Below are 23962 nucleotides of genomic sequence, written 5' to 3'. Positions count from 1 at the left end.
AGGAAATCCATGAATCCTATACTCTATCTCATCGTGCCTTGTTATAATGAAGAGCTTGTGTTACCAAAAACCTATCGAGTGCTATGCAACAAGATTCAATCAATGATTGCACACAACCTCATCGCACCAACAAGCGCTATTGTATTTGTCGATGATGGAAGCAAAGATCAAACTTGGAAAGTGCTAAATACACTATTGCATAATTGCCCCCCCCCCGAAACAGATTTTGTAGCACTTGCCATTCTCCACAAACTATAGCGCTTAAACTCTCCACCAACAAAGGGCATCAAAACGCGCTTTTAGCAGGATTAGAATATGCAAGCACACGATGTGATTGCGCTATAAGTATTGATTGTGATTTGCAACAAGATGAACAAAAACTTGATGAGTTTATACAAAAATACAAAAATGGTGCGGACATAGTAATGGGTATTCGAAATGACCGCAACACTGACACTATATTTAAAAAATATACTGCACTTGGATTTTATAAACTTATGAATCTTATGGGAGTGAAAGTTACCAAAAACCATGCGGACTACAGACTATTGAGTCAAAAAGCATTAAATGCACTTTTAAATCATAAAGAATCCAATCTCTTTTTGCGAGGTATCATCGACAATATAGGCTTCTCTAAAGCATATGTGTTTTTTGATGTCAAGCCAAGGAATATAGGAGAATCCAAATACCCCCTACGCAAAATGCTTTCTTTTGCATGGAATGGAATCACAAGTTTTAGTATTATGCCCCTGCGACTAGTAAGCATACTGGGATTTATATTTTTTATACTCTCTCTTGGACTTGGTGTTTATGCACTATATGTCAAGGTATTTACCGATAATGCCTTGTGGGGTTGGGCATCCACTATCATTCCTTTTAGTTTCTTTAGTGGCGTGCAACTACTAAGTTTAGGAATCATAGGGGAATATATAGGTAAAATCTATACAGAATCTAAGCATAGACCGCGTTATTTTATAGAAGACATACAAGAATCTAGCTACTTAGATTCACACACTATCTAGATAAAGTATGTGCAACAATTAATTACCCCACACAATTGTTGTATAAACGCTATATATCCCAAGCACACTATAAGCTTTATTCTCTACAGATCTAATAGTTTGGATATTTCCATTTTGTGCTGCTGTCTGTATCGAACAATCACCAGTAGCCACAAGACTCAAAATGCTTGTGCAAGTTGCTTCGCCTTTTTTTATCGCACTATTTGCTGAAGTTGCATTCAAAGGTAGTGTGACATCTGTAAAAATCGCGCCAATAGGAGTAGTCGTCGCACAACCAGAAAATACCAACAAGATACTCGCTACACTTAAACTTGCTAATACACTTTTCATAAAACTCCTTCAATGTTTTCTAAAAAATGGATATTCTACCAAAAAATAGTTTTATAAGATTTTTCCTAATACCCCTCTCATCTCCAAAAGCTTGGAGAATCTAAGAGGAATACAACAACAAATAAGGGAGAAAAGATGCGCATACCCACCCGCCCAACCTATGGCATCTTGTAGTTGGCAGAAATTTTTATTTGGGTGATATTATAGAATAATTTTATTTATAAAAAATTAATAACCATTATTATTTTAAATAATATCGATTCCGAATAATGACTCATATCAAGAAAAATTTAAAAAGTGCGAAAAATTCTAGAGATTTTGTGTGAAAGAATTATGAATGGCGGACAGGGAGGGATTCGAACCCTCGGTAACCTTGCGGCTACGCATCCTTAGCAGGGATGTGGTTTCAGCCAACTCACCCACCGGTCCAACAAATCTAAAGTGATAAAAGGATTTGGGATTGTAGCCCAAAAAACATAAAACAAGGCTTAACATGCTTTTAGCAAATCTTAGTAAGAAATATGCTAAAATCCCTCTATGATCGAAAATGTGACACAAATCAAACACAAAGGACTTCGATGAAACGATATGCGTTTATATTTCCTGGTCAAGGTAGTCAAAGTATAGGTATGGGTAAGGAATTTTATGAAAATTTTACTCTTGCCAAAGAATTATTTGAAGAAGCTAGTGAAGCGATAAAAATCGATATCAAAGATCTACTCTTTAACGACAACCCTAACCTCAGCCTCACGCAATACACACAACCAGCAATCTTTCTCATAAGCTACATAGCACACCATATCTTGCAACAAGAGCATCCATTAATGCCAAGTCTTGCCTTTGGACATTCGCTTGGTGAAGTAAGTGCATTTATTGTTGCCAATGGTGCAGAGTTTGGTAATGGCATGAAACTCGTGCATACACGCGGTGCGCTTATGGCAAAGGCTTGTGAAGGACAAGATGCAGGAATGATGGTGGTTGTGGGCGTTGAAGACAAAGCTTTAGAGGAATTTTGCCAAACCGCACAACAAAATGGCAAAAAAGTGTGGTGTGCGAATTACAACGGCGATGGGCAAGTAGTGCTTGCAGGAACAAAAAGTGATTTAAGTGCATGTGAATCTAATATCAAAGCGTTAGGAGCAAAGCGAGCATTGCTTTTGCCTATGTCTGTAGCAAGTCATTGTCCTATGCTAGAACCAATCTTACATGAATTTGGCGCACTCTTAGAAGAGCATCTAAGTGGCGATTCATCAACTCCTATCCTCTCAAATGCAACATTACAAACCTACCAAAGCAAACAGGAAGCAAAAGAACTTCTAAGCAAACAACTTGTATCGCCCGTGCTCTATAAACAATCTATTCTCAAAATAGATTCACAAGTAGATGGATATATAGAATTTGGTAATGGTAATGTCCTAAAAGGCTTAAATAAACGCCTAAGCCAAAAACCTACATACAATGTCAATAATCTTGACACACTCAAAGAAACACTACAAATGCTATAAGGAGCTTGTATGAAAGTCGCTATCATCGGTGCAATGCTAGAAGAAATCACGCCTCTTATCCAAAGTCTAGAAGCGTTGCAATACCCTATCACACAAGAACAACTTGGAGGCAATACCTATTATAAAGTGCGTGTCGCTACAGATGAAATATACATCGCTTATAGCAAAATTGGCAAGGTGCATGCAACTATCACTGCCACTACAATGATTACACACTTTGGGTGTGAAAAAATTATTTTTAGTGGTGTAGCTGGTGGATTGGCAAAAGACCTTAAAGTCGGTGATTTACTCATAGCTTCCAAACTTTGCCAACACGATGTGGATATCAGTGCATTTGGGCATCCACTAGGATTTATCCCTGAGAGTAAAACCTTTATCGAGGCAGATTCTACACTCAATAGCCTAGCACATAAAGTCGCCAAACTCATAGGCAAAGAACTCAAGGTTGGCGTGATCGCTTCGGGTGATCAATTTATCGCTAGTGAATCCAAAAAACAATGGATTATTGATACATTTGGTGCAGATTGTGTAGAAATGGAAGGAGCGAGTGTTGCAGTAGTATGTGATGCCTTTGGTGTGCCATTTTGCATTTTTCGATCAATTAGCGATAGTGCCGATGGCAACGCCGATGTGAGCTTTGATGAGTTTTTGGAATCTGCTGCCAAAACAAGCGCACAATTCACTTTACAAATGCTTAAAGGATTGGGGTATAAACTTGCTATCTAAGTTGCATATACACGATAATCAGACTTTTATGTGCATACAATGTAAAAATATGCGCGGTGCATTTAGTATGCTAGAGCTTGTGTTTGTCATCGTAATTTTGGGAATCTTAGCTGCCATTGCTATTCCTAGATTCTCACTCACGCGCATAGATGCACAAGTTGTGGCAATAGAAAATGACATAAACAATGCCATTAGCACCATTCAGCGTGAGGTATTTTCCCAAAACCTTGATCCAAAAACCCTCACGCTTTCTCAAATTTTTACTCTTGCAGGGCTTAGTCCATCGCGTTGGGTCTTGCAAGGAAATGCCATAGTGCTAGGTAAAAATTCTACACCAGATACACAAAATGCCTGTGTCCAACTAAGTATCGCAAATGCTATGCTTAACTTTAGTGTTACACAAAAAGCGGATTCAACACTTTGCGAAAAGCTCTTTGCTAGACACCCAAATGGTGGTAAAACAATTCCGCTTAATACTTCAAATGTCATCTTTTAGGAGTGCGTTTAGCACCTTAGAACTTATCCTTGTCATCGTTATTGTAGGAATTTTAAGCATAGGCGCACTCAAAGTCATAACATTTAACACACAAAAGGTTTGCCTACAGAATCTACGTACCAAACTTTTTGTCGCGCAAGAACGCTTACATACCCTATATATGCGTGGATTTTTGAATTCTCTACCACCGCAAAATCTTGCATTCCAAGCCTCTATGATTCTCCATAACCTACATACCCCAAATATCCCGTGTGGTTTTAGCTATGCACATCCTATGCTTTATGCAAAAGTGGGGAGTGAAAGCATCGCCTTTAGCATAGAGCCAAATGACCTAACCCAAAACCCAAAAATCTTTTGCCATTACAACACGCCACTATGCAAGGAGTTTTTTAATCGGATCTTGGAAAAATAAAGTACTCACATTATGTGCTATATGAGTTTGCGGAAAAACAAGGGTATAAACACCCTTTTACCCTAAGATAATCACGATTTATATACTTAGATTCTCTTATAACAACAGAATCTAAGCACAATATTATGATAAATTTACCTATGAGGTTACAGAGATTCTATAATCTTACAAAAACGTGAAACTTCCAAACTCGCGCTTCCTACCAAAACGCCATCAACATTTGGCACACGCAAAATTTCCCCTGCATTTGTTTCATTCACACTCCCACCATATAAAAGCGGTTTATCAAGAAATTCTCGCAAAAACTCGTGTGTTTGTGTTATATCCTCTAACTTGGCACTCACGCCAGTGCCAATAGCCCAAATAGGCTCATATGCCACGATAAGATTCTCATATTGCGTATCAATCCCCACAAACTCTTCGCGCAAAAACTTCTCCACGCCCCTATTTTGTCGCACGCTAAGATCTTCACCTATGCAATAAATAATCGTAAATCCCGCCTTAGCAAAATAGGCGCACTTTTGTGCGACAAACGCTTGAGATTCACCAAAAATCGTGCGTCTTTCACTATGCCCAATAATAATAGAATCTATCCCAAATTCCTTTAGCTGCTGTGCGCCTATCTCTCCCGTAAAACCTCCATTTTCTGCACAATACGCATTTTGCGCACCTACACGCACACATGTATAAGCATTAGGTAGAAGTGCTACTTGATTGGGAAACACAAAAATATCATCTTTTGTATGGTTTTTTGAGGCATAGCTATCAAGCTCTGTTAGATATGTCTGTGTCTGTCCGCGTGTGAGATTACATTTAAAGTTTGCTGCAAAAATAGCCATAAAAATCCTTTGTATCGTGTCTAAATGCCACAATTATGCCATTTTATGCCTTACCAAGGCTTTAAGTGTGTATCTGCCAAATCCTTTGGTGTGGCAATTTGTGGCATAATGAGAGGCGTTGTATTTTCAAACTCTTGAGAATCTGTGGCTTTTGGTTTGGTAATAATTTTAGCAATAGATTTTTCATGCTCTAAAAGTTCGCGTGTTATAGTAAGATTGCGTTGTGTATGCGTATTTGATGCAAATCTTAGGGCGTTTTCAAACGCATGATACGCCTCCACATAGCGACCAAGTTCAAAAAGTGCATTCCCCAAATTATGCCACAAAAGGGCGTAATATTCATCTTTGCAAGGCAATTCCAAACCCTCTTGATACAAAGAAATCGCACTTGCATAAACACCCATTTTGTAATATACATTTGCGAGATTGTAGGCATTATGACAAAGTTTTTGTTGTGTATAAAGAGATTCATACATACGCAAGGCTTGTGGATAAGCATGTTGTTTATACAAAAAATATGCCTGTATTTGCTCCAAAAATGGCACGCTCCATAAATGTACAACACAAAAAATCATACTCCACATTACACGAGTCATCACAAACTCCAATCAATGCTCTTGCCCTGTGCTTTGAGATATGCGTCTGCCTTGACAAAACAATCACTCCCTACGAATCCTTTTGCAAGTGGGCTTGGGTGGGGTGCTGTGATCACACAATGCTTAGTGCTATCAATAAGCGTAGCTTTTGCTTTAGCGTAATTCCCCCACAACAAAAACACAATGCCTGTGTATTGCATAGATAACTTAGCAATCACGGCATCACTAAATCGTTGCCAACCAAGATTCTTGTGTGACGCTGGATTATTTGCCTGCACACTTAAAATACTATTAAGCAATAACACGCCACGCTTTGCCCACGCACTCAAATCCCCATGCATTGGTGGGACAAAATCCATAGTTCGTGAAAGTTCTGCATAAATATTTTTGAGCGATGGTGGGGGTGGCAAAGGCATAGGTACAGAAAACGACAAGCCCATAGCCTGTGGAATCTGCACGATTGTATTTCCATCGCGCACCGCAACACTGCCGTGATAAGGGTCTTGTCCAAGGATCACAACACGCACATCTTGAGGGAGTGTCGCATTAAAAGCATGAAACAAAAGTCGTGGCGGAGGATAGAGAATCTTACCACTTTGGATCTGGGCGCGATACGCCTTAGCGATGTTTTCAAAATATTGGCTTTGGAGATCGTCTTTGAGTAATTCTTTCCATTCTTGTGGAAGCTTGATAGAATCTAGATTCATTCAATGATTTTAGGGACAATAAAAAAGCCTTCTTGCACTTTTGGTGCACAACCCAACACATCATGTGCTATATGAGAATCTACCACTTCATCATCACGCAATGGTGTTTTAAGATGATTAGATGACGAATTTTGTGCAAGCTCAAGACTATTAAGATTTTCTACAAAACCCAAAATCTCCTCGAGTTGGGCCCTGATTTCATCATACTTATCTTCATCAACTTTAATATTACCAAGTCTCTGTAGTTTGGCTAAAGTCGTATCATCAATATGCATACACTTACCTTGTAGGCTTACTTTGCGTGTTCTTTGCAGTATTTGAGAATCATTGCATATGCTTCATCTTTGAAATGTAGCTTTTGTTTTTTTAATACTTCAAGCTCCATATCTGAAAGTAATTCCTCACCATTTTCTATACGCTTAATTCTATCATCTAACTCATTATGCTCTTCAAAAATCTTTGCAAAATGCGCATCGTGTGTTTTTAGCTGGGTAACTTCCTCTCGATATTCGTGAAACATATACACTCCTTTTTACAAATAAATGCGTTATTGTAAAACAATTTTGCAAAAGAGATAATTAAAAAACTATTTTTTCATAAGGATATGTCTATGAATAACGCTTTGTTGCAAGGAAGTGATAGGATTACGCACTTGTGCACTCACATCAAGAAGTAACATTGAATCTCCAAATGGCGTAATATGTCCCTGTATGTGATAATGCGCTTGTGGGTTAAATGCTATGTCTTGACAACGCACCACATCAAAAGACTTGATACAAAGAATATGCATCTCATACATACTTTTAGCATAAAGTTGGAGCTGGGTATAAGCGTGGATATGCGAAAATGGAGCATTTGGTGAAAGCGCTATGATAGTGCCTATACACATCGATACAAACGCCAACAAAAACACCGCATAAAAACTACAAAACGCCTTATACATAGAATCTATCCGCTTATAAGAATGTGGTTTTTACACCCACAAAGCTTCCACCTTCAAAACATCGCCGTTGCATACAGAATCTAAACCCTACAAACTTATTATCTGGCAAATACCATATACCAAACTCTCGCACATTTTCTAGTAACACCTCTTGATTAAGCCAAAGCGTATCGTGATGATAGGCAATCTCTACACGCTTTTGTTGTAATGGTAAGACTGCACGGCACAAGGGTGAAGGTGCAGAATCTACCTTTAGTCTATCATTACCCACGCTCACAACTTTGAAAAGAGATTCTACAAAATCCTCTGAATCTGCTACACTCTGACACACAAGCACAAGATTTTGATTTGGCACAAAACCTGTGCTATCAAGAGACGTGCTAAAAACAATTTCATCACCCTGCACACTAAAAATCTCTATAGGGACTCGTGGCAAAAGCGTATCGTGAAAAAATCGTGCATTTGCAAAACTCTTATCTCCATAACCCAAAAATCGCTCCATATCCACAAGCAAAAAGTTTGCACTTGATGAGCTTAGGTGTAAATCTACACTTTGGGATAATAGATTTTGAATCCGCAAAAGTGCAATGTGAGAATCTAACGCTTTTTGTGCAGAACTATCCACCAAAAAACGCGTAAAATGCAATGCTACACTTGCACATGTAACACCGATAATCCCGAAAATGACGATGCTCCATAGCATTTCAAAAGCAACAAAAGCTCGCCAACGCATATTTATTGCACAGAGAGTGGTCTAAAATAATGAAGCGTGTAAGGCAATAATGTATCTTTGTGATATGTGTAATGATAAACCTCATAAATATATGTATTAGTGGAGAGTTGTGCGGGCTCTGGCGTGGTGGAGAGAATATGTAACATATCCGCACCACTGCTTAATTGTGTGTGCAAAAGCGCTAGTCTATGACTCATAAAATGCTGAAAGCTAAAGACAATGCCAAGTGCTAATGCACACAACACAAGCCCTAATACACATTCTATCATCACAAAAGCGCCTCTCATCGATAGCCTTAATTGGCGTGATCAATATGGGAGGTATAAAAAATCTCTTGCTCAAAATAAGCGGTTTTTGTAAGTGGGGTATCACGATTTTGGGAGTATTGAATCTCAAAGCGGAGTTTATAGCGTCCATCTTTGAAAAAAGCTAGAGAACTATCTGGCGTATATATTTGTGCATTTTTTGTGCTAAAAGCTATAGGGTTGCTATCTGGCACATCTTGCATAAAACTTGTGATAATGAGTTTTACAGAATGGATATATATGGGCGATTGTATCTCAAGATGCAACGATAAGGGCAACTCAAACTTTGGCGGGACGAAAGATTTTTTTGGTGCTTTGATACGATAAGGCGTTTGCAATACAAAATTTTCTTCTCCCATTTGCAAAAAAACTTTTGCACTAGATTCAAACTCGCTTTGTTCTTGCAAAATGCTATTAATTCTTTCATCAATGTCGCGTTTTTTGCCGCCATACATTTCCTCATCTATCGCAGGATTTTTTATGGCAATAACCACTCCCACACTAATAATCAAGGCACCAAATACAATAATACCAACAATCGCCACAGGCCAATAATTTTTTTTCATCACAACCTCATTTTTTGAAAAATTTTGATGTTACATACACAAATATCACCACACCAAACAATATACTAAACATAAGAAGTATACTTATTTTGACAAACTCCCTACCCCCACTCTCATCACGAGGAACATTTAACGCTAAACTCTCGCCATAATGTTGTGCAATAAGATCCGCGGCTTCGCTATAACCATTAAATAAAATGGCTGAAATTTGTGGATGTGTAGGATTGTCGTTGCCCTTTGGGAGTAAGGGAACCATATACTCAAAATACACACGCTCTTCAAGCTTTTTATCAAACACATCTCTATCACTTAACACAAAATCGATTTTCTTGTCTTTGACATACATCACAATCATCGCATAAGGTGTGTGTGGTGCACTCTTTTGTAAATATTGCTTATACATTTCACGTGCTACTACAGAATCTAGAGAGTTTGTTGGTATATCAAGGTCTTTGTCTAAAGTGCTAATAGTATGCTGGCTATCTTCCACTACAACCACCTTAAGCAAAAATCCTGTTTTTTCTAAAAGCTCTGTACCTAATCTATCAATAAACTCCTTTGTCTTTGGCACAAGCACACGATCATTATCCTGAACAAATTGCACAGACAGAGTCCCTTTGGCTATCAAAAGCCCAAGAGACATAAGACAAAGTGCAAAGATTCTCATTTACACGAGGTGCAAAAAAAGATCAGGAATAAAAGGCATAGCAATAGCTGTCAAAATAGTGATCACAATAAGTGTGGCAAGTACTTTTTCCATAAGTGTAAGCTTCATTGGCTACTCCTTTGCATTTTTGTAATACACAGAAGCATCTTTGACATTTTGTTCAATGCTATTCTGAGATTCTATCTTGTAAAAATTTGTCGCCTGTTTTTGTTGAATCTTAACAGCACAAGTGCCAAAAATCCCAACAAGGCTAAGCAATACAACAACTGCTATCAAAAGTCCCGCAATCCCATTGATACCAAATAATCTATTCATATCGCCTCCTTATTCTTGGATACTTAAAGACTGAATGTATGCGTTCAATGCTTCTTCTTGGGCTGGTGCAAAGTTTGCATACTCAAATGAAGGCATAATCCCAATATTCCCTCTTTTACCATGATTTAGCACTTTATGCAACAATGATGTTGAACCATAAGTAGTTAAATCTAAGGCTGTGCCTTCCATACCTTTTCCATCATCACCATGACATGCAGCACAATTAACCTCAAAAAGTTCTTTGCCTTTTTCTACTTCTAGTGGGTATTTTGTTTCTTTTTTGGCGGAGAATTCTTTCATGACATAAGCTGCGATTGCTCTAGCTTCTTCATCGCTTACATCTACAGGCGCCATTTCATCCATAAGGTATCCCAATCCCTTGCTACCATGTTTGATAACATCAATCACACCTTCTTCTTTACCCCAATTAACGAGATTCTGTGCCTTACCATCCATACCATCGGCTTCTGGTCCATGGCATTGAGCGCATTGCACTTGGAATATATTAAGCCCCATATCTTTAAGCTGAGTAGCATCTAAGCCTTCCCATTTTTCAGCATAGGCAGCATTATATTTTTGCACCTCTTTGTTGTATTCTCCGATCTGTGAAAAAGATTTGAGTGGATACCCCAAGAAAAAATACCAAAATCCCCAAAGTATCACAGCACCAAAACATGCCACCCAACCAACAGGAATATTATTCGCAAACTCACCTATACCATCCCAATTATGATCAAGCTGTTCACCATCACTTTGTTTAGCGTCTTTAATTTTTTTGAGATATAAACCCGTAATAAACACAGTCAATATCAAGATGACTATTGCCCCTAGCAACGCTAAAGCATTTACACTATCTGATAAATCAAACCATTGCATAAATTCCTCCTTACTTATTGTTTATTGCATTCTCATGTGGCTCAATAAGCTCATCATTTAAGCCATCATGCAAAGCCAAATCAGCATACTTTTCATAATCCCTCTCACCTTTTCGTTGTGCGGAATACATATGATATGCATAGCTATACAAAAACACTACAAGTCCAAGTGTGCCAATCATATACAGCACACCTGCGTATTCTCTTACAAACCCAAGCATTGTAGCACTTCCTTACTGCAATGGCGATCGGCGTTTTTGGCTCAAACTATTCATATAAGCGATAAGAGCTACTATTTCTTTAACCTCACCTCTTTCAAAGGCTACCTTGACATCTTGATTAACCATTTCATCAACAACTACCTTTGCTTCCTGCATAAAAAGTTCTCTAGCTTTTGCAAGCGTATTAACATCGCCTTTTACATACTCATCTGCACCAATTTGCACACCACCTTCCACATCATAAGGCACATTAAATACCACTTTTTGTGTGTAGGCTTCAGCAAACGCGGTTTCAAAATCTACATTTTTTGTATAAAGATGTTTGTATGAAGGCATAATAGATCCTGCTACACGAGAAGTAGGCTCCCACATATGCCCATCATGCCAGTCAGTAGAGCTTCGATCACCGATTCTATGCAAGTCTGGCCCTGTTCTCTTAGATCCCCAAAGGAATGGTCTATCATACGCATATTCACCACTCAAACTAAAAGCACCATAACGATCTGTTTCCGCCTTGAATGGGCGCACAAGCTGAGAATGGCAGTTATAGCAACCCTCTGCAATATATACTTGTCTCCCAGCAGTTTCAAGCAAACTATATGGTTGCAATCCCTCAATTGGGCGCGCTGTTTTAGCAAACCCAGGCAGAATCTCCACAAGCCCAGCAATCGAAAACACAGCAAAAAAAGCGAGTGTAAAAAAGAATGGGTTTCTTTCCAAAAAATTAAACATAGCCTACCTCCTTACTTAAGCTGCCATAGGTGTAGCATTGGCAGGTTCTTTGTCAAGCACTCTACCTGAAGAAATAGTCATAAATACATTATAAAGGAATACAACAAAACCAATCAAATAGAGTAATCCACCAATTGCACGAATATAGTAATATGGCACAATATCGCGCACGGTATCAATAAAGCTATAAATCAAGCTTCCATATTCACTTGTAGCTCTCCACATCATACCTTGCGTGATACCTGCAATCCACATACTTGAAAAATATAGGATAATACCAGTAGTCATCACCCAAAATTGTGCATCCATAAGCTTTTTGGAATAAATTTCACGCTTAAAGATTCTAGACACCATATGATACACAGCTACAATAACCATAAATCCTACCCAACCAAGCGCTGCATCATGCACATGCCCAATGATCCAATCTGTAAAGTGTGCCAAAGCATTTACCGATCGAATAGATTGAATAGGTCCTTCTAGTGTTGTAAGCATATAAAATGTAGAAGCAAGGATAAGGAATTTTATCATTGGAGATTCTTTAATCTGATTCCATTCCCCGCGCATTGTAAGAAGCATATTGATCGCTGTTCCCCAAGAAGGCAAAATCAAAATTACAGAAAACACTGATCCTAATGTCTGAATCCAATCTGGCGTTGTAGAATAAATAAGGTGGTGTCCACCAGCCCAAATATACACAAACATCAAGCCCCAAAATGAAAAAAGCGTAAGCTTATATGAGAAGATTCTTTGACCAGATTCTTTTGGCAAGAAGTAATAAATAAGCCCAATGATACCTGAAGTAAAGACAAATGCCACAGCATTATGTCCCCACCACCATTGTACCATCGCATCATTTGTCCCACCATAAAGCGAGATAGAATGCCACCAGCTACCTACTCCAGCTACCAAACCTGTAGGAACAGCAAGGTTATTAAAGATATAAAGAGCAGAAATACCGACAAATGTCGCTATAAAGTACCACAAAGAGATATAAATAACCTTTTCTCTTCTCACACCCATACTACCAAAAAGACTAATACCCCAAAGCACCCACACTACAACAACTAAAATATCAAGAGGCCAAATAAGCTCTGAATATTCTTTGGATTGTGTCAAGCCTCCAAACAGCGTAATCACTGCCAAAACCATAAGCACAATATAAAGCCAAAAGTGTAACAACCCAACAGCACGCAAAAATGGATGCTCAAGGTAACTAATTTTTAGCACTCTTTGCCCCAAATAATACCAAGATGCCCAAATACCACTCAAGGTAAAACCATAAATAATTCCATTTGTGTGCAATGGTCTTATTCTCCCAAAAGTCCCATATTCTGATGCGAGATGATTGAGTTCTGGAATTGCAAGTTGGAAAGCAGCAATTACGCCAAGAAGCAACCCAACAAACCCAAATGCTAACACAGAAAACACGAATAACTTCGCTATGCTATAGTCATATTCTAAAGCAAGACTAGTATTATTCTGCATGTCCACTCCTTAAAATTTTGGTATCCTAAACATCTATAGATTGTACAAGCTTCAATATTAAGCCTCTATTAAATATAAATGCAAAGTAAATTATTGTCTAAGAACTTATTATGGATATTACATTTTTACTCATTTTTTACTCTATCTCCATACACTTTCACTTTGATGTATTCAAAAATACTATCCATACTATCCATAATGTTAAAGCATATGCTTAGACTCTCTCGTAATATCTAATTGTAAACTTTTAACCCCATTTTGTATATTTTTTGCTACAATGCGAGATTTTTGCAATAAGCATAACTCGCAACTACATAATCAAAAAGGAGATAATAATATGGAAAAATTTAAAAACTTTGTAGATGCATTCCAAAGAGATCCAAGTTATAGACAACCATTAGGGTTTGGGATTGCGCGCGTGGATATAGGCAAATATTCACAAAAGGTCCTTTGTGCAACCTACCCACTGCTAAACTGGCAAGGTGAGAATCTAGGAACTTATGCCGTGCTTTCTTATGTAGCCCAACAAGCAGATTCACTTATTTCGCAAAACGAAAATGAATCTGTGTATGGTATCAACGAAACATTTTTACACAAAGCTTTGGAGCTGTATGATCCGTTTTTGCATGAAGCGCTTAGCAATGATCAAACACACAAAAACATTCAAGTTATTTTAGAACTTCTTAAAATTGCTAAGAAAAATAAGCTAAACACTTGCAATGGAGAGGCAAAATATAGATTTTGTGTGTTGTATGCAGATTCTATGTGTCAAAGCGTAGAGAGTGCTTATATGAAACTCTTGGCTCTCTCTCTTGGTAAGGCACCATTACGCAGCCTAAATCTTGATGGAATCTTTGGACTTCTCACCAATGTTGCGTGGAGTGGCAATAAACCTTATGAACTAGAGTGGCTACGAAAAAAAGAAATTTCTTTAAAACTTAAGAATAAATTTCCAACTATTGATTTTGTCGATAAATTCCCGCGCTATTTAATGCAAGTCATTCCACAATACGGCAATATCCGCCTCCTTGACACAGCAAAAACTCGTTTTGGTGCGTATCTGGGCACAGGCGGTTATACACAAATGCCTGGAGCAAGTTATGTGAATTTCAATGCTGGTGCAATGGGTGCGTGCATGAATGAAGGTAGAATCTCATCAAGCGTGATTGTGGATGAAGGTAGTGATATTGGTGGTGGTGCAAGTATTTTAGGTGTGTTAAGTGGTGGTAATTCTGATCCCATTAGTATTGGTAAAAACTGCCTCCTTGGTGTGAATAGCTCTACAGGTATTAGTTTAGGCGACGGGTGCATTGTAGATGGTGGTATTGCTGTATTAGCTGGCACTATTTTTGAAATCTCCAAGGCAGAAGCAGAAAAAATAGCACAAATCAACACAGATTTTAACATACACCCAAATGGGCTTTATAAAGGTAGAGATCTTTCGGGTAGACATGGAATCCACTTTAGACAAGATTCTAATACAGGAAAAATGATAGCATTTAGAAGTAATAGAAAAATTGAGCTTAATACCGCATTACACTAAGATTTATTTTTTCTTGCTCTTGACGCTATAGCTTTGTATGCCGACAATGACACCATTACTCCTATTGTGAAAAAGCGTATAGGAATCGCTACGTTCATAATAAATCTCTTGCCCTGATTTTACAAACCATTGGACCATAGCTCCATTTGGGGCTATGCCCTTACCCTCGCCATCAAAGATATCACGAGCAAAAATAATATCTTCAAACAAATCTCCATAACTCACTGCGCCAAAAAAGTTTTTTGCCGCATTCCATTTACCCAAACAATCATTATTAAAGCAAATTGATGATGAATTAATCGTAATATCTCCAATAACCTTCCCAAGTTTATAAAGCGCAAGTTTTGTGCTTTGTTTCTTATATGTGATAGTGGCAAAATCATAAAAAGAAATCTGTGGAGATTGAATCTCAAGAATTTTAAATTTTGTAGGATGCACAACCTCTTCTTGTTCTTGAGAAGCTTTTTGCTCCCCTGTGCCAAAGAGCGTGCCAAAACTATCGGTAAGCTCTGCACAAGCACTAAAGCACAGAGCCAAGAGAATACAAAGAAAATGTGAGAATCTTATATGCATAGGATACGTATTTATTTACCGCCAGAGAGCACTTTGTGCCAAATTCTCCCATCAAGTTTGAGTTGCATACTTACTTGCATAACGCCATCTTTCCAAATACTCTCATTAATTTCCGCATTGCGGATTAATGCTTGGACTTTAGTTTTAACAGTTGAGTTTTGCACGATCATATCTTTAACTGTATCTTGTGCATTCAAACGGATACCATACATTTTCTCACCAATTTGTCTATACGCATCGACAATCGCTGCACGCTTAGCAAGTGCCATAGCTTGACCTGGCGAAACAGTATTTTCAGGTGGTATCCCCATACCCACAGCATTAAGCTCTATAATATTATTTTCTGTAAGCATTGGTGAATTTGGTATAAGAGCTTCTGACTGCTTAGGTGTGATAACTTCATCTCGTTCAAATTTTGGATCACGATCTTGAGCACCAGAAACCTCAACTTTATCAATAACCATCGTATTAACACGTTGCGGTTGGGCAATAGTAGGTCTTGCAACTAAATTTGGATTGGTGTTGTATCCTGGCATTGGAGGATATGTAGGTGCTTGAATTGGCGCATAATTTGGTTGTGCACTAGGTGGTATCAATCCATTATTTGCAGAACTACTACCACCTGGGACATCAAGCAAATCACAACCATTTATTGCCAAAGCAACAACTGCCACAATAGATCCTCTAAGCATTTTCTTTTTCATCTTTGATTCCTTTGATGTAATTTTAGCTTGGAGCAGCAAAAAATATTCCAACTTTTAAAAATGCTTACATATATTGAGTGTATAACCGTTATGAGGAGTAATGCCAGCAACAAGGGTAGTATCGTGAGTTTCGAGCTTTTTGGCAAATGCGTATGAAACAAAAAATCCCAAAATAGCACCCGCAACAACTTGTTCTGTCGTATGGCGTTGTGCATACACACGAGAAGCACCCGTAAGTGTGGCTACAACGCCTAATGGCACAGAAAATTTCCAACCATAGCGTTTATGTGCAAACCCTACAGCAGAAAATGCAAAGGAAGTATGTCCAGAAGGAAAACCATTATAACTGCCATTATTGGGACGCTGAGAAATACTCGCAAGTTCAGAATCTGATCGCGAAAGAATGACAAAACCTTGTTTAATGACATGTGTGCTAGCAAAAGTTACTGCAGAACCTAGTGCCTGTTGTTTCACGCCATCAAAATCGTCTATAGCATAGCTATAAGCCATCGTGATAAAGGGCAATACTTGCATTACATCGCCAAAAACTTCAAGCCCACTTTTTGCTTGTAGAAACAAAAAGGATGAGCTAAGCATAAGACTTAGCACTCCTATTTGTGTGCATCGCCTACAAAACCTCACTACACACATATCTTGCAATCACACTACACCTGTGCCATAGGAATTGCCCAAGGTATCCAAAATGCAAGAGCGTATGTGAAGATACCAATACCTATCACAAGGATAATAGAGTATTTGATTGTGAATCTAAAGAGATCAGATTCTTTACCCACTAATCCCACTGCCGCACACGCAATAGCAATACTTTGTGGAGAAATCATTTTCCCTACGACACCACCCACAGAGTTCGCTGCAAGAAATAAGACTTCTGGTAAGCCCAATTGTCTAGCAGTGAGTTGTTGCAATGTCCCAAAGAGCAAGTTAGAACTCGTATCGCTACCTGTGAGGAATACACCAAGCCAACCTACGATAGGTGAGAAAAATGCAAAGGCATTTCCTGTTTCCGCCAAAGCTAAAGCAAGAGTTGCAGACAATCCGCTATAATTTGAAACATATGCAAAACCTACCACTAATGTAATAGTTAAAAGTGCAAATTTCATTTCACGCAATGTTTCGCCAAATGTTGTTATTGCAGTAGAAACCTTTACTTTTAATAACACCATAGTAATAAGAGCAGTGATGAAAATTGAAGTCCCTGCATTTAAGACAAATGGTAATGAAAACACAGCATTGACTACTTTGGCTTGATTAACGGCTGGAGGCATTTGAGTCAATCCATTCAGCCCATCAAAACTAAACTTCACAGTTGTAAAAGCTAAAGCATCTTTAAACCAACCTTGTGTCCAAACGATAATCATTGCAATCAAAATAACAAAAGGTGTCCACGCAAGAGCGATTTGTGTTGCAGAATATGTCTTTGCTTCCAATGTTTGTTTGCCACCTACTTCTGTATCGAATTTAAAAGTATTTTTTGGTTGCCAAAATTTCAAAAAGATTGTTGTAGCTGCAATAGAAACAACCGCTGAAGCAATATCTGGCAACTCTGGTCCAAGATGTGTGGCAGTGAGATATTGCACGAGGGCAAAGCTAAAGCCTGCAACAAAAAGTGCCGGCCAAGTTTCTTTCACGCCCTTAATACCATTCATCAAAAAGACTAGAAAAAAAGGCACAAACAAAGAAAGAGGCGGAAGCATATGTCCAGCGACAGAAGAAATCTCAATCGCAGGTATTCCAACAACACCCGCCATAGCGATAATTGGAATCCCTACCGCACCAAAAGCGACAGGTGCCGTGTTTGCGATTAAACATAATCCAGCTGCATATAGCGGTCTTAAACCCATACCCACAAGTAATGCTGCAGTAATAGCCACAGGACCGCCAAAACCAATCGCACCCTCCAAAAATGCACCAAAACAAAAACCAATCAAAATTACCTGCAATCTTTGATCGGGTGTGATAGCAATAATAGATTCACGCAAAATATCAAAGTAACCTGATTTTACTGTGAGCTTGTAGAGGAAAATCGCTGCAACAATAATCCAAGCGATAGGCCATACTCCATAAAGCCCTCCATACACAAAACTCCAAAGCATTTTATTAAAAGGCATACCAAACACAAACACCGCGAGAATAGCTGCCAATACAACGGTCAAAAACCCTGCTGTATGTCCCTTTGTCTTAAACACAACAAGCGAAACAAAAAACATCGCGATAGGCAAAAATGCTACAAGCGCACTAAGCCACATATTATTCAGTGGATTATAATTTTGTGCCCACTCAACAACTTGAGTTTCCATAAAAACCTCCATATAAATCAGATCTCACAAAACATTATCTACAGATACTGCTCAAGTGGGATAGTCTAACAAGTTTTTTCTAAAAGCAATATGCCAATATGCCAAAAAACCAAGAAAATCTGCCAAAAAATGTAATTTTGTAACAAAGCTTAATAAATTTCACAAGGAAAATACTCTATTCCTAATTAATTAAGCAGGATTGAGATAGCATACACACACAAAATTTTAAATAATAATCCAAAGCAAGGAGCAAATTTTGAAAGTATATTTTTTCTCGACTTGTATTGGTGCAACAGCTTTTGCTGATACTTGCGTTAATAGCATAAAACTCTTACAAAAAGAAGGCATTGAAGTAATATTTAAAAAAGATCAAACCTGTTGTGGGCAACCTAGCTTTAACTCCGGATATTATGAAGAAACTAAAAAAGTTGCCCTCTATAACATGAATCTCTTTAAGGGCAGTGAGCCTATTATTTTACCAAGTGGATCGTGCGCAGGAATGATGAAAGTAGATTATATCGAGCTTTTTGAGGGCACGCCCTATGAATCTCAAGCAAAAGACTTTAGTAGTAGAATCTATGAGTTAAGCGAATTTTTAGATAATGTCTTAAAAGTGCGCTATGAAGACAAAGGAATGCCTACTAAAGTAACTTGGCATAGCAACTGCCACGCATTACGCGTAGCAAAATGTATTAATTCTGCAAAAAATCTTATAAGAAGCCTTAGCAATGTGGAATTAATTGAGCTAGAACGCGAAGAAGAATGTTGCGGATTTGGCGGGACTTTTAGCGTTAAAGAACCTGAAATTTCTAATGCTATGGTTACTCAAAAGGTGCAAGATATAACATCAAGGGGTGTAGAATATCTTTTGAGTGCAGATTCTGGGTGTTTGCTCAATATTTCTGGTGCGATGAAAAAGCAAGGCGTAGATATCAAACCAATGCATTTATATGACTTCCTTGCAAAACGAATCGGACTATAAGGAGACGAGAATGGGTGCAAGTATCAAACAACAATACCACGATGTGATACATACCAAACTTGAAGATGCACAATTACGCAAAAACCTTCTAAATGTTATGGATACACTAAAAAGCAATCGCAAAAAGCTTATTTCTACGCGTTTTTTGGATTGGGAAGCATTGCGAGAAAAAGGTAAAGAGATTAAACAAAAAAATCTCTCCAAGCTTGATTTATTGCTAGAAACTTTTGAATCTAATGCGCGTAAAAATGGCTTTATCGTGCATTGGGCAAAAAATAGTGAGGAAGCCAATAATATCGTGCTTGAGGTCATGCAAAAAAATCATATCACTAAGATTCTTAAAGGTAAGTCTATGGCGAGTGAAGAAACGCACCTCAATGCTTTTCTCAAAGCCAAAGGATTAGAACCTATTGAGACGGATTTGGGTGAGATTATTATTCAACTCATTGACGAACCACCTGTGCATATCGTCGCACCTGCTATCCACAAAAATCGCTATCAAATTGGTGAAATTTTTCATCAAAAACTCGGTGCTCCGCTTGAATCTGAACCTGAAAAGCTCAATGAAATTGCGCGCGCACATTTACGCAGAGAATTTCAAGAATTTAAACTCGGACTTAGCGGTGTGAATTTTGCCATCGCCAATGAGGGGGCAATTTGGCTTTTAGAAAATGAGGGAAATGGGCGTATGAGCACCACGGCTTGTGATATTCATATTGCGTTTTGTGGGATTGAAAAAGTGATTGAAAGCTTTGAAGATGCCTCTACGCTTAATGCTTTGCTTATTCCTTCTGCTACAGGTGCGGCAGTAACTTGTTATAACAATATCATCACTTCCCCTCGCAAAAAAGGCGAACTTGATGGACCACAAGAAGTGCATATTATTTTGCTTGATAACAATCGCTCACAAATGCTTAGCGATTCGCATTATTACCGCGCACTAAGTTGTATTCGATGTGGCACTTGCCTTAATCACTGCCCTGTATATGATAAAATCGGCGGACACGCTTATCTTAGCACCTATCCTGGTCCTATTGGTGAGGTGATTTCACCTCAACTTTTTGGCTTAAATAAATTTAGTCCTATGCTAGATTTATGCTCATTATGTGGGCGATGCTCTGAAGTATGCCCTGTGAAAATCCCTCTTGCAGAACTTATTAGAGATTTGCGAAGTGAGCGCGTAGGGCAAGGGCGAAAAAGTGTGGTAGGCACAGATTCAAGCACACAAAATCCCGTTGAAATCAAAGCAATGAGTCAATTTGCTACTTTAGCGACAAGCCCTAATAAATGGCGATTTGTGCTTACTATGGCAAATATCTTTGCACCACTTGGCAAGGTATTTGCACCTTTTGTGCCATTGCTAAAAAATTGGGTGAAGTATCGTGAATTCCCAAAAATCAATGGCAATCTTCACAAAAAAGTATCTCAAATGCAAGGAGTAATCTATGAGTAAGGCAGATATCTTAGGGCGTGTGCGAGATTCTCTTAAAAATAATACACATATCCCAAGCCCAAAGGTGCAGTATGCTAACCCTATGAATTACACGCATAAGGAACTTTTAGAAGAATACAAGCTTAATCAAAGCAATAATAAGGCTATCGTGCGTGAATCTAGTCTGGATACTCTAGAATCTACAATCGCAGAAACCCTTGGAGAAGTCAAGGCTAAAGAAGTGCTGTATAACACTGATGTGTCATTAGACTTTAAGGGTATGGAAGCCAAATTTATCCCATACACACAAAGCGTAGATTCTATGCGTGGGGAATTATTTGGAATTGATACTTCTATCGTGGAAGCACGATGTGGTGTGGCAAATCTAGGCATTGTAGGACTAAGCGCTAATCCACAAGCCCCTAGACTTTCTTCACTTATCACTAATAATTGCATTTATCTACTCAAAAAAGATCATATAGTAGAGAATCTCTATGCCGGTATTGAATGTATCAAGACATATGAGAAAAATCGCAGCGGAAGCGAGATTTTACCAACAAACATTATCTTTGTTGCAGGTCCTTCGCGCACTGCTGATATTGAGTTACAAACGGTGTTTGGTGTGCATGGACCACGCGTGGTGTATGTGGTGTTATACTAAAAATTAGTGCGGAAGGTTGGGTATGAAGATAGATTCTCGATTTTGGATCACAAAAGATTCTAAAAATTATCTAGGAGTTGGCAGAATCGAATTACTTGAGCGTATCAAAGCCAGTGGTTCGATAGCCAAAGCTGCAAAGCAAATGAAAATGAGCTATAAGGCAGCATGGGATAGTATAGACATAGCCAACAAACTCTCCGCACCAAATCCCCTAGTCATTTCAAATGCGGGTGGAGGCAAAGATAGTGGCACACAAATTACACAAGAAGGGCAAAAAGCCATAGATACGTTTAAAAATCTGCAGATTCTAAAAAATGAGTTTTTTACCTACCTTGATGGCGCAAAAGATTTTGATGAGCTCAATGAACGCATCCAAAAACTTGCACAAAACCTCAAGATACCATAATACTAGTCACACGACACAAGAGCCAGACTCTCATATCTTAATTTCCATTACATAATTTATAGTAAAATAATATTTTTATACTAAAATTTTGTTTTACTATCATAAAAAGGGCTTATTGAATGTTTGAGGAATCAATCTTTTTTCTTTGTCAAAAACTTGTATATACTGCAAAAACTCATTTTAGAGAAATGGTTTTAACACAATTTGGTTTTACTGATGGCAGAGAGGTGGGTATACTTTTTATTGCGATGGATACCCAACTTTCCCAAACAGAAATTGCCAACATCATGGAAATTGACAAAAATACAACTCGATTTTTCATTGATGATCTCGAACAAAGGGGATTATTACAAAGACAAAAAAACCCCACTAATCGCAAAGAAAATCTCATAATAATCACTCCAGAAGGCAAAAAACAAGCTAAAAAAATCTTTTCTGCAACGCTTCAGCACGAAAGAGAATTACTACACACCCTTAGCGATAAGGAATTCACGACACTACATAAGCTCCTTGCGAAATTTTTCTATTCCATAGATAGCACCACGCATACTCTCGCACATAAATAATTATTTCAAAAGATTATTGACATCTCCAGAATATCTCACTTCAGCAATAGGCTTTGTGTCAATGAGTTCAGCAATTTCATTAATATCGAGTTTGCATTCCTCTAAATCCTGCGTATAGCTTAGGTGCATATCCGCGCTAAGCACCCCCTTTAAAGCACTTATTTGCTTTAACGATTGTATGTCTGAGTTTGTATCAGGAGCCTCTATGGTTACGATGATAACTCCCTTTTCTTTGTCCTCTAGCGCTACTTCACTATATGCAATTTTGCCAACTTCTTGTAATAGATTCTCCCAGTCATCGCGATTTGCACGCACTATTATGCTTGAAATATTCATAATACTCCTTGTAAATTAAACACATAAATCTTGTTATCATCACAACTCACAAATACATTTGCTCCATAAAAGATAATGCTATTTACAACCCCAGAAATACCCTCTAATAACACAAGAGGCTTTTTATCTTTGGCACGCAGGATCTGCACACTGCCATTTTCATCACTCATATAACCGATATATTCGCCCCTTGTATCTATTCCTGTAACATAAATCAAAAATTCTGATCGCACCATTGCAGAATCTAATAGCTTACTACCATTTTGGAATCTATAAATACTAAGTCGCTTGTCTTGTCCAGCACCCACAAGGCTATCCCCTCCAAAACTAAGGGCAAAAATTTTATCCTTGTTAATCATATCATAATGCCCTAAAATCTTGCCATTACTTGGATCTATCGCATACACTACGCCAGATTCTCCAGTGGTATATACGACATGATCATGTGCATTATACACCATATCACTAAAACTTGCCTGCGTAACTTGCGTTTGATAGATAATCTTTTTTTGCTGTGTGTCAAAAAGCAAAACCTCATGACTCATGAGTGCCACAAGCACTTGAGTTTGAGTAATCCATAATGCCTTGGCAATACTCATACCATCCAACAAAACCTGTAGATTCTCATTGGCATATATATACAGACTCCGACTTCCATTCACCCCTGCTGCAACGATAAGAATCTCTCCATTAATATTGACATCGGTGTTAAACACCTTTGGGCGAAATACAAAACCAAACAAATCTGTATAGCTAGGTATATTTATGCGTTGTAAGAACTTCAAAGTATCAAGCGCATACACTTGCACCTCGCCTTGTGAAGTGCAAACATACAATTTCCCATTGCTTTGTTGCATGGAAGTTATCTCTGTGTGTGTATCTACAATGCGTGAGGGCGACACTTTGGCATATATACTCACGCACATAACGCACACTATGAGGACATATCTTAGCAACTTCACG

The 23962-nt window shown here is 38.3% G+C and carries 34 protein-coding genes and 1 tRNA gene; 12 read left to right on the top strand and 23 right to left on the bottom strand.

Going from position 1 to position 23962, the window contains the following annotated elements; all coding sequences use genetic code 11:
• Window positions 1-9 precede the first annotated feature (9 nt).
• Window positions 10-258: a glycosyltransferase gene (locus C6H22_RS09010; protein WP_267892027.1), complete on the top strand. Its 249-nt coding sequence runs from the start codon at window positions 10-12 to the stop codon at window positions 256-258.
• Entirely contained in the window at window positions 204-1022 is an 819-nt protein-coding gene (locus C6H22_RS05090) for a glycosyltransferase (RefSeq protein WP_267892026.1), read from the top strand. The genes C6H22_RS09010 and C6H22_RS05090 overlap by 55 nt, the downstream gene beginning before the upstream one ends.
• Before the next feature lie 18 nt (window positions 1023-1040).
• On the opposite strand, the gene C6H22_RS05085 is transcribed toward C6H22_RS05090, so the two are convergent.
• Together C6H22_RS05085 and C6H22_RS05080 are read right to left on the bottom strand one after the other, a co-directional pair.
• Window positions 1041-1352 carry a TRL-like family protein gene (locus tag C6H22_RS05085; protein WP_104694253.1) on the bottom strand — a complete coding sequence of 104 codons (312 nt, stop codon included), beginning with the start codon at window positions 1350-1352 and terminating at the stop codon, window positions 1041-1043.
• 338 nt (window positions 1353-1690) lie between these two features.
• Window positions 1691-1781: transfer RNA gene (locus C6H22_RS05080), tRNA-Ser, on the bottom strand.
• A 149-nt stretch (window positions 1782-1930) separates the two neighbouring features.
• Between C6H22_RS05080 and fabD the strand changes: the two genes are divergently transcribed.
• From fabD to C6H22_RS05060, 4 genes are read left to right on the top strand one after another with little or no spacing between them, the layout of a single operon-like run.
• Window positions 1931-2857 (top strand): ACP S-malonyltransferase, encoded by a 927-nt coding sequence (fabD, locus tag C6H22_RS05075; protein ID WP_104694252.1) that lies wholly within the window; start codon window positions 1931-1933, stop codon window positions 2855-2857.
• Window positions 2858-2866: 9 nt separating this feature from the next.
• Window positions 2867-3583, top strand: coding sequence for a 5'-methylthioadenosine/adenosylhomocysteine nucleosidase (locus tag C6H22_RS05070; protein ID WP_104694251.1), 717 nt, complete (start codon window positions 2867-2869; stop codon window positions 3581-3583).
• Window positions 3573-4079 carry a type II secretion system protein gene (locus C6H22_RS05065; protein ID WP_233707049.1) on the top strand — a complete coding sequence of 169 codons (507 nt, stop codon included), beginning with the start codon at window positions 3573-3575 and terminating at the stop codon, window positions 4077-4079. Before C6H22_RS05070 ends, C6H22_RS05065 begins: the two co-directional genes overlap by 11 nt.
• Window positions 4066-4491 (top strand): type II secretion system protein, encoded by a 426-nt coding sequence (locus C6H22_RS05060; protein ID WP_104694250.1) that lies wholly within the window; start codon window positions 4066-4068, stop codon window positions 4489-4491. The genes C6H22_RS05065 and C6H22_RS05060 overlap by 14 nt, the downstream gene beginning before the upstream one ends.
• 146 nt (window positions 4492-4637) lie before the next feature.
• Here C6H22_RS05060 and C6H22_RS05055 read toward each other — a convergent pair whose 3' ends face one another.
• The 15 genes from C6H22_RS05055 to ccoN all read right to left on the bottom strand — a co-directional run bounded on the left by C6H22_RS05055 (window position 4638) and on the right by ccoN (window position 13478).
• Complete coding sequence (locus C6H22_RS05055; protein WP_104694249.1) at window positions 4638-5330, bottom strand: triose-phosphate isomerase; 693 nt, start codon at window positions 5328-5330, stop codon at window positions 4638-4640.
• A 50-nt stretch (window positions 5331-5380) separates the two neighbouring features.
• Entirely contained in the window at window positions 5381-5926 is a 546-nt protein-coding gene (locus C6H22_RS05050; protein ID WP_104694248.1) for a tetratricopeptide repeat protein, read from the bottom strand.
• The gene (gene ung, locus C6H22_RS05045; protein ID WP_104694247.1) at window positions 5926-6633 is read right to left on the bottom strand and encodes a uracil-DNA glycosylase; all 708 of its coding nucleotides are present in this window, start codon (window positions 6631-6633) and stop codon (window positions 5926-5928) included. The genes C6H22_RS05050 and ung overlap by 1 nt, the downstream gene beginning before the upstream one ends.
• Window positions 6630-6908, bottom strand: a complete 279-nt coding sequence (gene gatC, locus C6H22_RS05040) for an Asp-tRNA(Asn)/Glu-tRNA(Gln) amidotransferase subunit GatC (RefSeq protein WP_104694246.1) — start codon at window positions 6906-6908, stop codon at window positions 6630-6632. Before gatC ends, ung begins: the two co-directional genes overlap by 4 nt.
• A 17-nt stretch (window positions 6909-6925) precedes the next feature.
• Window positions 6926-7153 carry a YdcH family protein gene (locus tag C6H22_RS05035; protein WP_104694245.1) on the bottom strand — a complete coding sequence of 76 codons (228 nt, stop codon included), beginning with the start codon at window positions 7151-7153 and terminating at the stop codon, window positions 6926-6928.
• A gap of 66 nt (window positions 7154-7219) precedes the next feature.
• Window positions 7220-7576 (bottom strand): hypothetical protein, encoded by a 357-nt coding sequence (locus C6H22_RS05030; RefSeq protein ID WP_104694244.1) that lies wholly within the window; start codon window positions 7574-7576, stop codon window positions 7220-7222.
• Window positions 7577-7589: 13 nt separating this feature from the next.
• Window positions 7590-8309: a hypothetical protein gene (locus tag C6H22_RS05025; RefSeq protein ID WP_104694243.1), complete on the bottom strand. Its 720-nt coding sequence runs from the start codon at window positions 8307-8309 to the stop codon at window positions 7590-7592.
• Window positions 8310-8311: 2 nt separating this feature from the next.
• Complete coding sequence (locus tag C6H22_RS05020; RefSeq protein ID WP_104694242.1) at window positions 8312-8596, bottom strand: hypothetical protein; 285 nt, start codon at window positions 8594-8596, stop codon at window positions 8312-8314.
• An 8-nt stretch (window positions 8597-8604) separates the two neighbouring features.
• On the bottom strand, window positions 8605-9180 hold the full coding sequence (locus tag C6H22_RS05015) for a hypothetical protein (RefSeq protein WP_104694241.1): 576 nt from the start codon (window positions 9178-9180) through the stop codon (window positions 8605-8607).
• A gap of 7 nt (window positions 9181-9187) precedes the next feature.
• Complete coding sequence (locus tag C6H22_RS05010) at window positions 9188-9784, bottom strand: hypothetical protein (RefSeq protein WP_104694240.1); 597 nt, start codon at window positions 9782-9784, stop codon at window positions 9188-9190.
• 174 nt (window positions 9785-9958) lie between these two features.
• Window positions 9959-10162, bottom strand: coding sequence for a DUF4006 family protein (locus C6H22_RS05005; protein WP_104694239.1), 204 nt, complete (start codon window positions 10160-10162; stop codon window positions 9959-9961).
• A gap of 9 nt (window positions 10163-10171) precedes the next feature.
• Window positions 10172-11038: a cytochrome-c oxidase, cbb3-type subunit III gene (gene ccoP / locus C6H22_RS05000; RefSeq protein WP_104694238.1), complete on the bottom strand. Its 867-nt coding sequence runs from the start codon at window positions 11036-11038 to the stop codon at window positions 10172-10174.
• Window positions 11039-11048: 10 nt separating this feature from the next.
• Window positions 11049-11258 carry a cytochrome c oxidase, cbb3-type, CcoQ subunit gene (locus C6H22_RS04995; protein ID WP_104694237.1) on the bottom strand — a complete coding sequence of 70 codons (210 nt, stop codon included), beginning with the start codon at window positions 11256-11258 and terminating at the stop codon, window positions 11049-11051.
• 12 nt (window positions 11259-11270) lie between these two features.
• The gene (gene ccoO, locus C6H22_RS04990) at window positions 11271-11990 is read right to left on the bottom strand and encodes a cytochrome-c oxidase, cbb3-type subunit II (RefSeq protein ID WP_104694236.1); all 720 of its coding nucleotides are present in this window, start codon (window positions 11988-11990) and stop codon (window positions 11271-11273) included.
• A 15-nt stretch (window positions 11991-12005) separates the two neighbouring features.
• Entirely contained in the window at window positions 12006-13478 is a 1473-nt protein-coding gene (gene ccoN / locus C6H22_RS04985) for a cytochrome-c oxidase, cbb3-type subunit I (protein ID WP_104694235.1), read from the bottom strand.
• A gap of 337 nt (window positions 13479-13815) precedes the next feature.
• Between ccoN and C6H22_RS04980 the strand changes: the two genes are divergently transcribed.
• The gene (locus C6H22_RS04980) at window positions 13816-15021 is read left to right on the top strand and encodes a 2,3,4,5-tetrahydropyridine-2,6-carboxylate N-succinyltransferase (RefSeq protein WP_104694234.1); all 1206 of its coding nucleotides are present in this window, start codon (window positions 13816-13818) and stop codon (window positions 15019-15021) included.
• Window positions 15022-15024: 3 nt separating this feature from the next.
• Here the strand turns inward: C6H22_RS04980 and C6H22_RS04975 are convergent, their stop codons facing one another.
• The 4 genes from C6H22_RS04975 to C6H22_RS04960 all read right to left on the bottom strand — a co-directional run bounded on the left by C6H22_RS04975 (window position 15025) and on the right by C6H22_RS04960 (window position 18616).
• Window positions 15025-15594, bottom strand: coding sequence for an HP0838 family lipoprotein (locus C6H22_RS04975; protein ID WP_104694233.1), 570 nt, complete (start codon window positions 15592-15594; stop codon window positions 15025-15027).
• A gap of 11 nt (window positions 15595-15605) precedes the next feature.
• Window positions 15606-16298 (bottom strand): LPP20 family lipoprotein, encoded by a 693-nt coding sequence (locus tag C6H22_RS04970; RefSeq protein ID WP_104694232.1) that lies wholly within the window; start codon window positions 16296-16298, stop codon window positions 15606-15608.
• A gap of 54 nt (window positions 16299-16352) precedes the next feature.
• Entirely contained in the window at window positions 16353-16895 is a 543-nt protein-coding gene (locus C6H22_RS04965) for a phosphatase PAP2 family protein (RefSeq protein ID WP_104694231.1), read from the bottom strand.
• A gap of 68 nt (window positions 16896-16963) precedes the next feature.
• Entirely contained in the window at window positions 16964-18616 is a 1653-nt protein-coding gene (locus tag C6H22_RS04960) for a lactate permease LctP family transporter (RefSeq protein WP_104694230.1), read from the bottom strand.
• 256 nt (window positions 18617-18872) lie between these two features.
• Between C6H22_RS04960 and C6H22_RS04955 the strand changes: the two genes are divergently transcribed.
• From C6H22_RS04955 to C6H22_RS04935, 5 genes are all read left to right on the top strand, one after another.
• On the top strand, window positions 18873-19598 hold the full coding sequence (locus C6H22_RS04955) for a (Fe-S)-binding protein (protein ID WP_104694229.1): 726 nt from the start codon (window positions 18873-18875) through the stop codon (window positions 19596-19598).
• Window positions 19599-19608: 10 nt separating this feature from the next.
• On the top strand, window positions 19609-21051 hold the full coding sequence (locus C6H22_RS04950; protein ID WP_104694228.1) for a LutB/LldF family L-lactate oxidation iron-sulfur protein: 1443 nt from the start codon (window positions 19609-19611) through the stop codon (window positions 21049-21051).
• Window positions 21044-21691, top strand: coding sequence for a LutC/YkgG family protein (locus C6H22_RS04945; protein WP_104694227.1), 648 nt, complete (start codon window positions 21044-21046; stop codon window positions 21689-21691). The genes C6H22_RS04950 and C6H22_RS04945 overlap by 8 nt, the downstream gene beginning before the upstream one ends.
• A 22-nt stretch (window positions 21692-21713) precedes the next feature.
• Entirely contained in the window at window positions 21714-22097 is a 384-nt protein-coding gene (locus C6H22_RS04940) for a winged helix-turn-helix domain-containing protein (protein ID WP_104694226.1), read from the top strand.
• A gap of 119 nt (window positions 22098-22216) precedes the next feature.
• Complete coding sequence (locus C6H22_RS04935; RefSeq protein ID WP_104694225.1) at window positions 22217-22663, top strand: MarR family winged helix-turn-helix transcriptional regulator; 447 nt, start codon at window positions 22217-22219, stop codon at window positions 22661-22663.
• Here C6H22_RS04935 and C6H22_RS04930 read toward each other — a convergent pair whose 3' ends face one another.
• Window positions 22664-22999, bottom strand: coding sequence for a chaperone NapD (locus C6H22_RS04930; RefSeq protein WP_104694224.1), 336 nt, complete (start codon window positions 22997-22999; stop codon window positions 22664-22666).
• A complete protein-coding gene (locus C6H22_RS04925; protein WP_104694223.1) occupies window positions 22996-23961 on the bottom strand; it encodes a WD40 repeat domain-containing protein in 966 nt (321 codons plus the stop codon). The genes C6H22_RS04930 and C6H22_RS04925 overlap by 4 nt, the downstream gene beginning before the upstream one ends.
• Window position 23962: the final 1 nt, after the last annotated feature.

It is taken from the genome of Helicobacter equorum, assembly GCF_900198655.1.
GTDB classification, from domain to species: Bacteria; Campylobacterota; Campylobacteria; order Campylobacterales; family Helicobacteraceae; genus Helicobacter_F; species Helicobacter_F equorum.
Note: the sequence above shows the minus strand (reverse complement) of the source record. Positions and strands in the feature narration are given on the sequence as shown.

Coding starts and splice junctions, on each gene's coding strand:
- C6H22_RS05035 (WP_104694245.1), bottom strand. CDS start 7,153: ATGTTTCACGAATATCGAGAGGAAGTTACCCAGCTAAAAACACACGAT.
- C6H22_RS05055 (WP_104694249.1), bottom strand. CDS start 5,330: ATGGCTATTTTTGCAGCAAACTTTAAATGTAATCTCACACGCGGACAG.
- C6H22_RS04995 (WP_104694237.1), bottom strand. CDS start 11,258: ATGCTTGGGTTTGTAAGAGAATACGCAGGTGTGCTGTATATGATTGGC.
- ccoO (WP_104694236.1), bottom strand. CDS start 11,990: ATGTTTAATTTTTTGGAAAGAAACCCATTCTTTTTTACACTCGCTTTT.
- C6H22_RS04965 (WP_104694231.1), bottom strand. CDS start 16,895: ATGCTTAGCTCATCCTTTTTGTTTCTACAAGCAAAAAGTGGGCTTGAA.
- C6H22_RS04940 (WP_104694226.1), top strand. CDS start 21,714: ATGAAGATAGATTCTCGATTTTGGATCACAAAAGATTCTAAAAATTAT.
- C6H22_RS04935 (WP_104694225.1), top strand. CDS start 22,217: ATGTTTGAGGAATCAATCTTTTTTCTTTGTCAAAAACTTGTATATACT.
- C6H22_RS05005 (WP_104694239.1), bottom strand. CDS start 10,162: ATGAATAGATTATTTGGTATCAATGGGATTGCGGGACTTTTGATAGCA.
- C6H22_RS04980 (WP_104694234.1), top strand. CDS start 13,816: ATGGAAAAATTTAAAAACTTTGTAGATGCATTCCAAAGAGATCCAAGT.
- C6H22_RS05060 (WP_104694250.1), top strand. CDS start 4,066: ATGTCATCTTTTAGGAGTGCGTTTAGCACCTTAGAACTTATCCTTGTC.
- C6H22_RS04975 (WP_104694233.1), bottom strand. CDS start 15,594: ATGCATATAAGATTCTCACATTTTCTTTGTATTCTCTTGGCTCTGTGC.
- ccoP (WP_104694238.1), bottom strand. CDS start 11,038: ATGCAATGGTTTGATTTATCAGATAGTGTAAATGCTTTAGCGTTGCTA.
- C6H22_RS05085 (WP_104694253.1), bottom strand. CDS start 1,352: ATGAAAAGTGTATTAGCAAGTTTAAGTGTAGCGAGTATCTTGTTGGTA.
- C6H22_RS04970 (WP_104694232.1), bottom strand. CDS start 16,298: ATGAAAAAGAAAATGCTTAGAGGATCTATTGTGGCAGTTGTTGCTTTG.
- C6H22_RS05050 (WP_104694248.1), bottom strand. CDS start 5,926: ATGACTCGTGTAATGTGGAGTATGATTTTTTGTGTTGTACATTTATGG.
- C6H22_RS04950 (WP_104694228.1), top strand. CDS start 19,609: ATGGGTGCAAGTATCAAACAACAATACCACGATGTGATACATACCAAA.
- C6H22_RS05020 (WP_104694242.1), bottom strand. CDS start 8,596: ATGAGAGGCGCTTTTGTGATGATAGAATGTGTATTAGGGCTTGTGTTG.
- C6H22_RS05015 (WP_104694241.1), bottom strand. CDS start 9,180: ATGAAAAAAAATTATTGGCCTGTGGCGATTGTTGGTATTATTGTATTT.
- C6H22_RS05030 (WP_104694244.1), bottom strand. CDS start 7,576: ATGTATAAGGCGTTTTGTAGTTTTTATGCGGTGTTTTTGTTGGCGTTT.
- gatC (WP_104694246.1), bottom strand. CDS start 6,908: ATGCATATTGATGATACGACTTTAGCCAAACTACAGAGACTTGGTAAT.
- C6H22_RS04945 (WP_104694227.1), top strand. CDS start 21,044: ATGAGTAAGGCAGATATCTTAGGGCGTGTGCGAGATTCTCTTAAAAAT.
- C6H22_RS09010 (WP_267892027.1), top strand. CDS start 10: ATGAATCCTATACTCTATCTCATCGTGCCTTGTTATAATGAAGAGCTT.
- C6H22_RS05025 (WP_104694243.1), bottom strand. CDS start 8,309: ATGCGTTGGCGAGCTTTTGTTGCTTTTGAAATGCTATGGAGCATCGTC.
- fabD (WP_104694252.1), top strand. CDS start 1,931: ATGAAACGATATGCGTTTATATTTCCTGGTCAAGGTAGTCAAAGTATA.
- ccoN (WP_104694235.1), bottom strand. CDS start 13,478: ATGCAGAATAATACTAGTCTTGCTTTAGAATATGACTATAGCATAGCG.
- C6H22_RS05070 (WP_104694251.1), top strand. CDS start 2,867: ATGAAAGTCGCTATCATCGGTGCAATGCTAGAAGAAATCACGCCTCTT.
- C6H22_RS04930 (WP_104694224.1), bottom strand. CDS start 22,999: ATGAATATTTCAAGCATAATAGTGCGTGCAAATCGCGATGACTGGGAG.
- C6H22_RS04960 (WP_104694230.1), bottom strand. CDS start 18,616: ATGGAAACTCAAGTTGTTGAGTGGGCACAAAATTATAATCCACTGAAT.
- ung (WP_104694247.1), bottom strand. CDS start 6,633: ATGAATCTAGATTCTATCAAGCTTCCACAAGAATGGAAAGAATTACTC.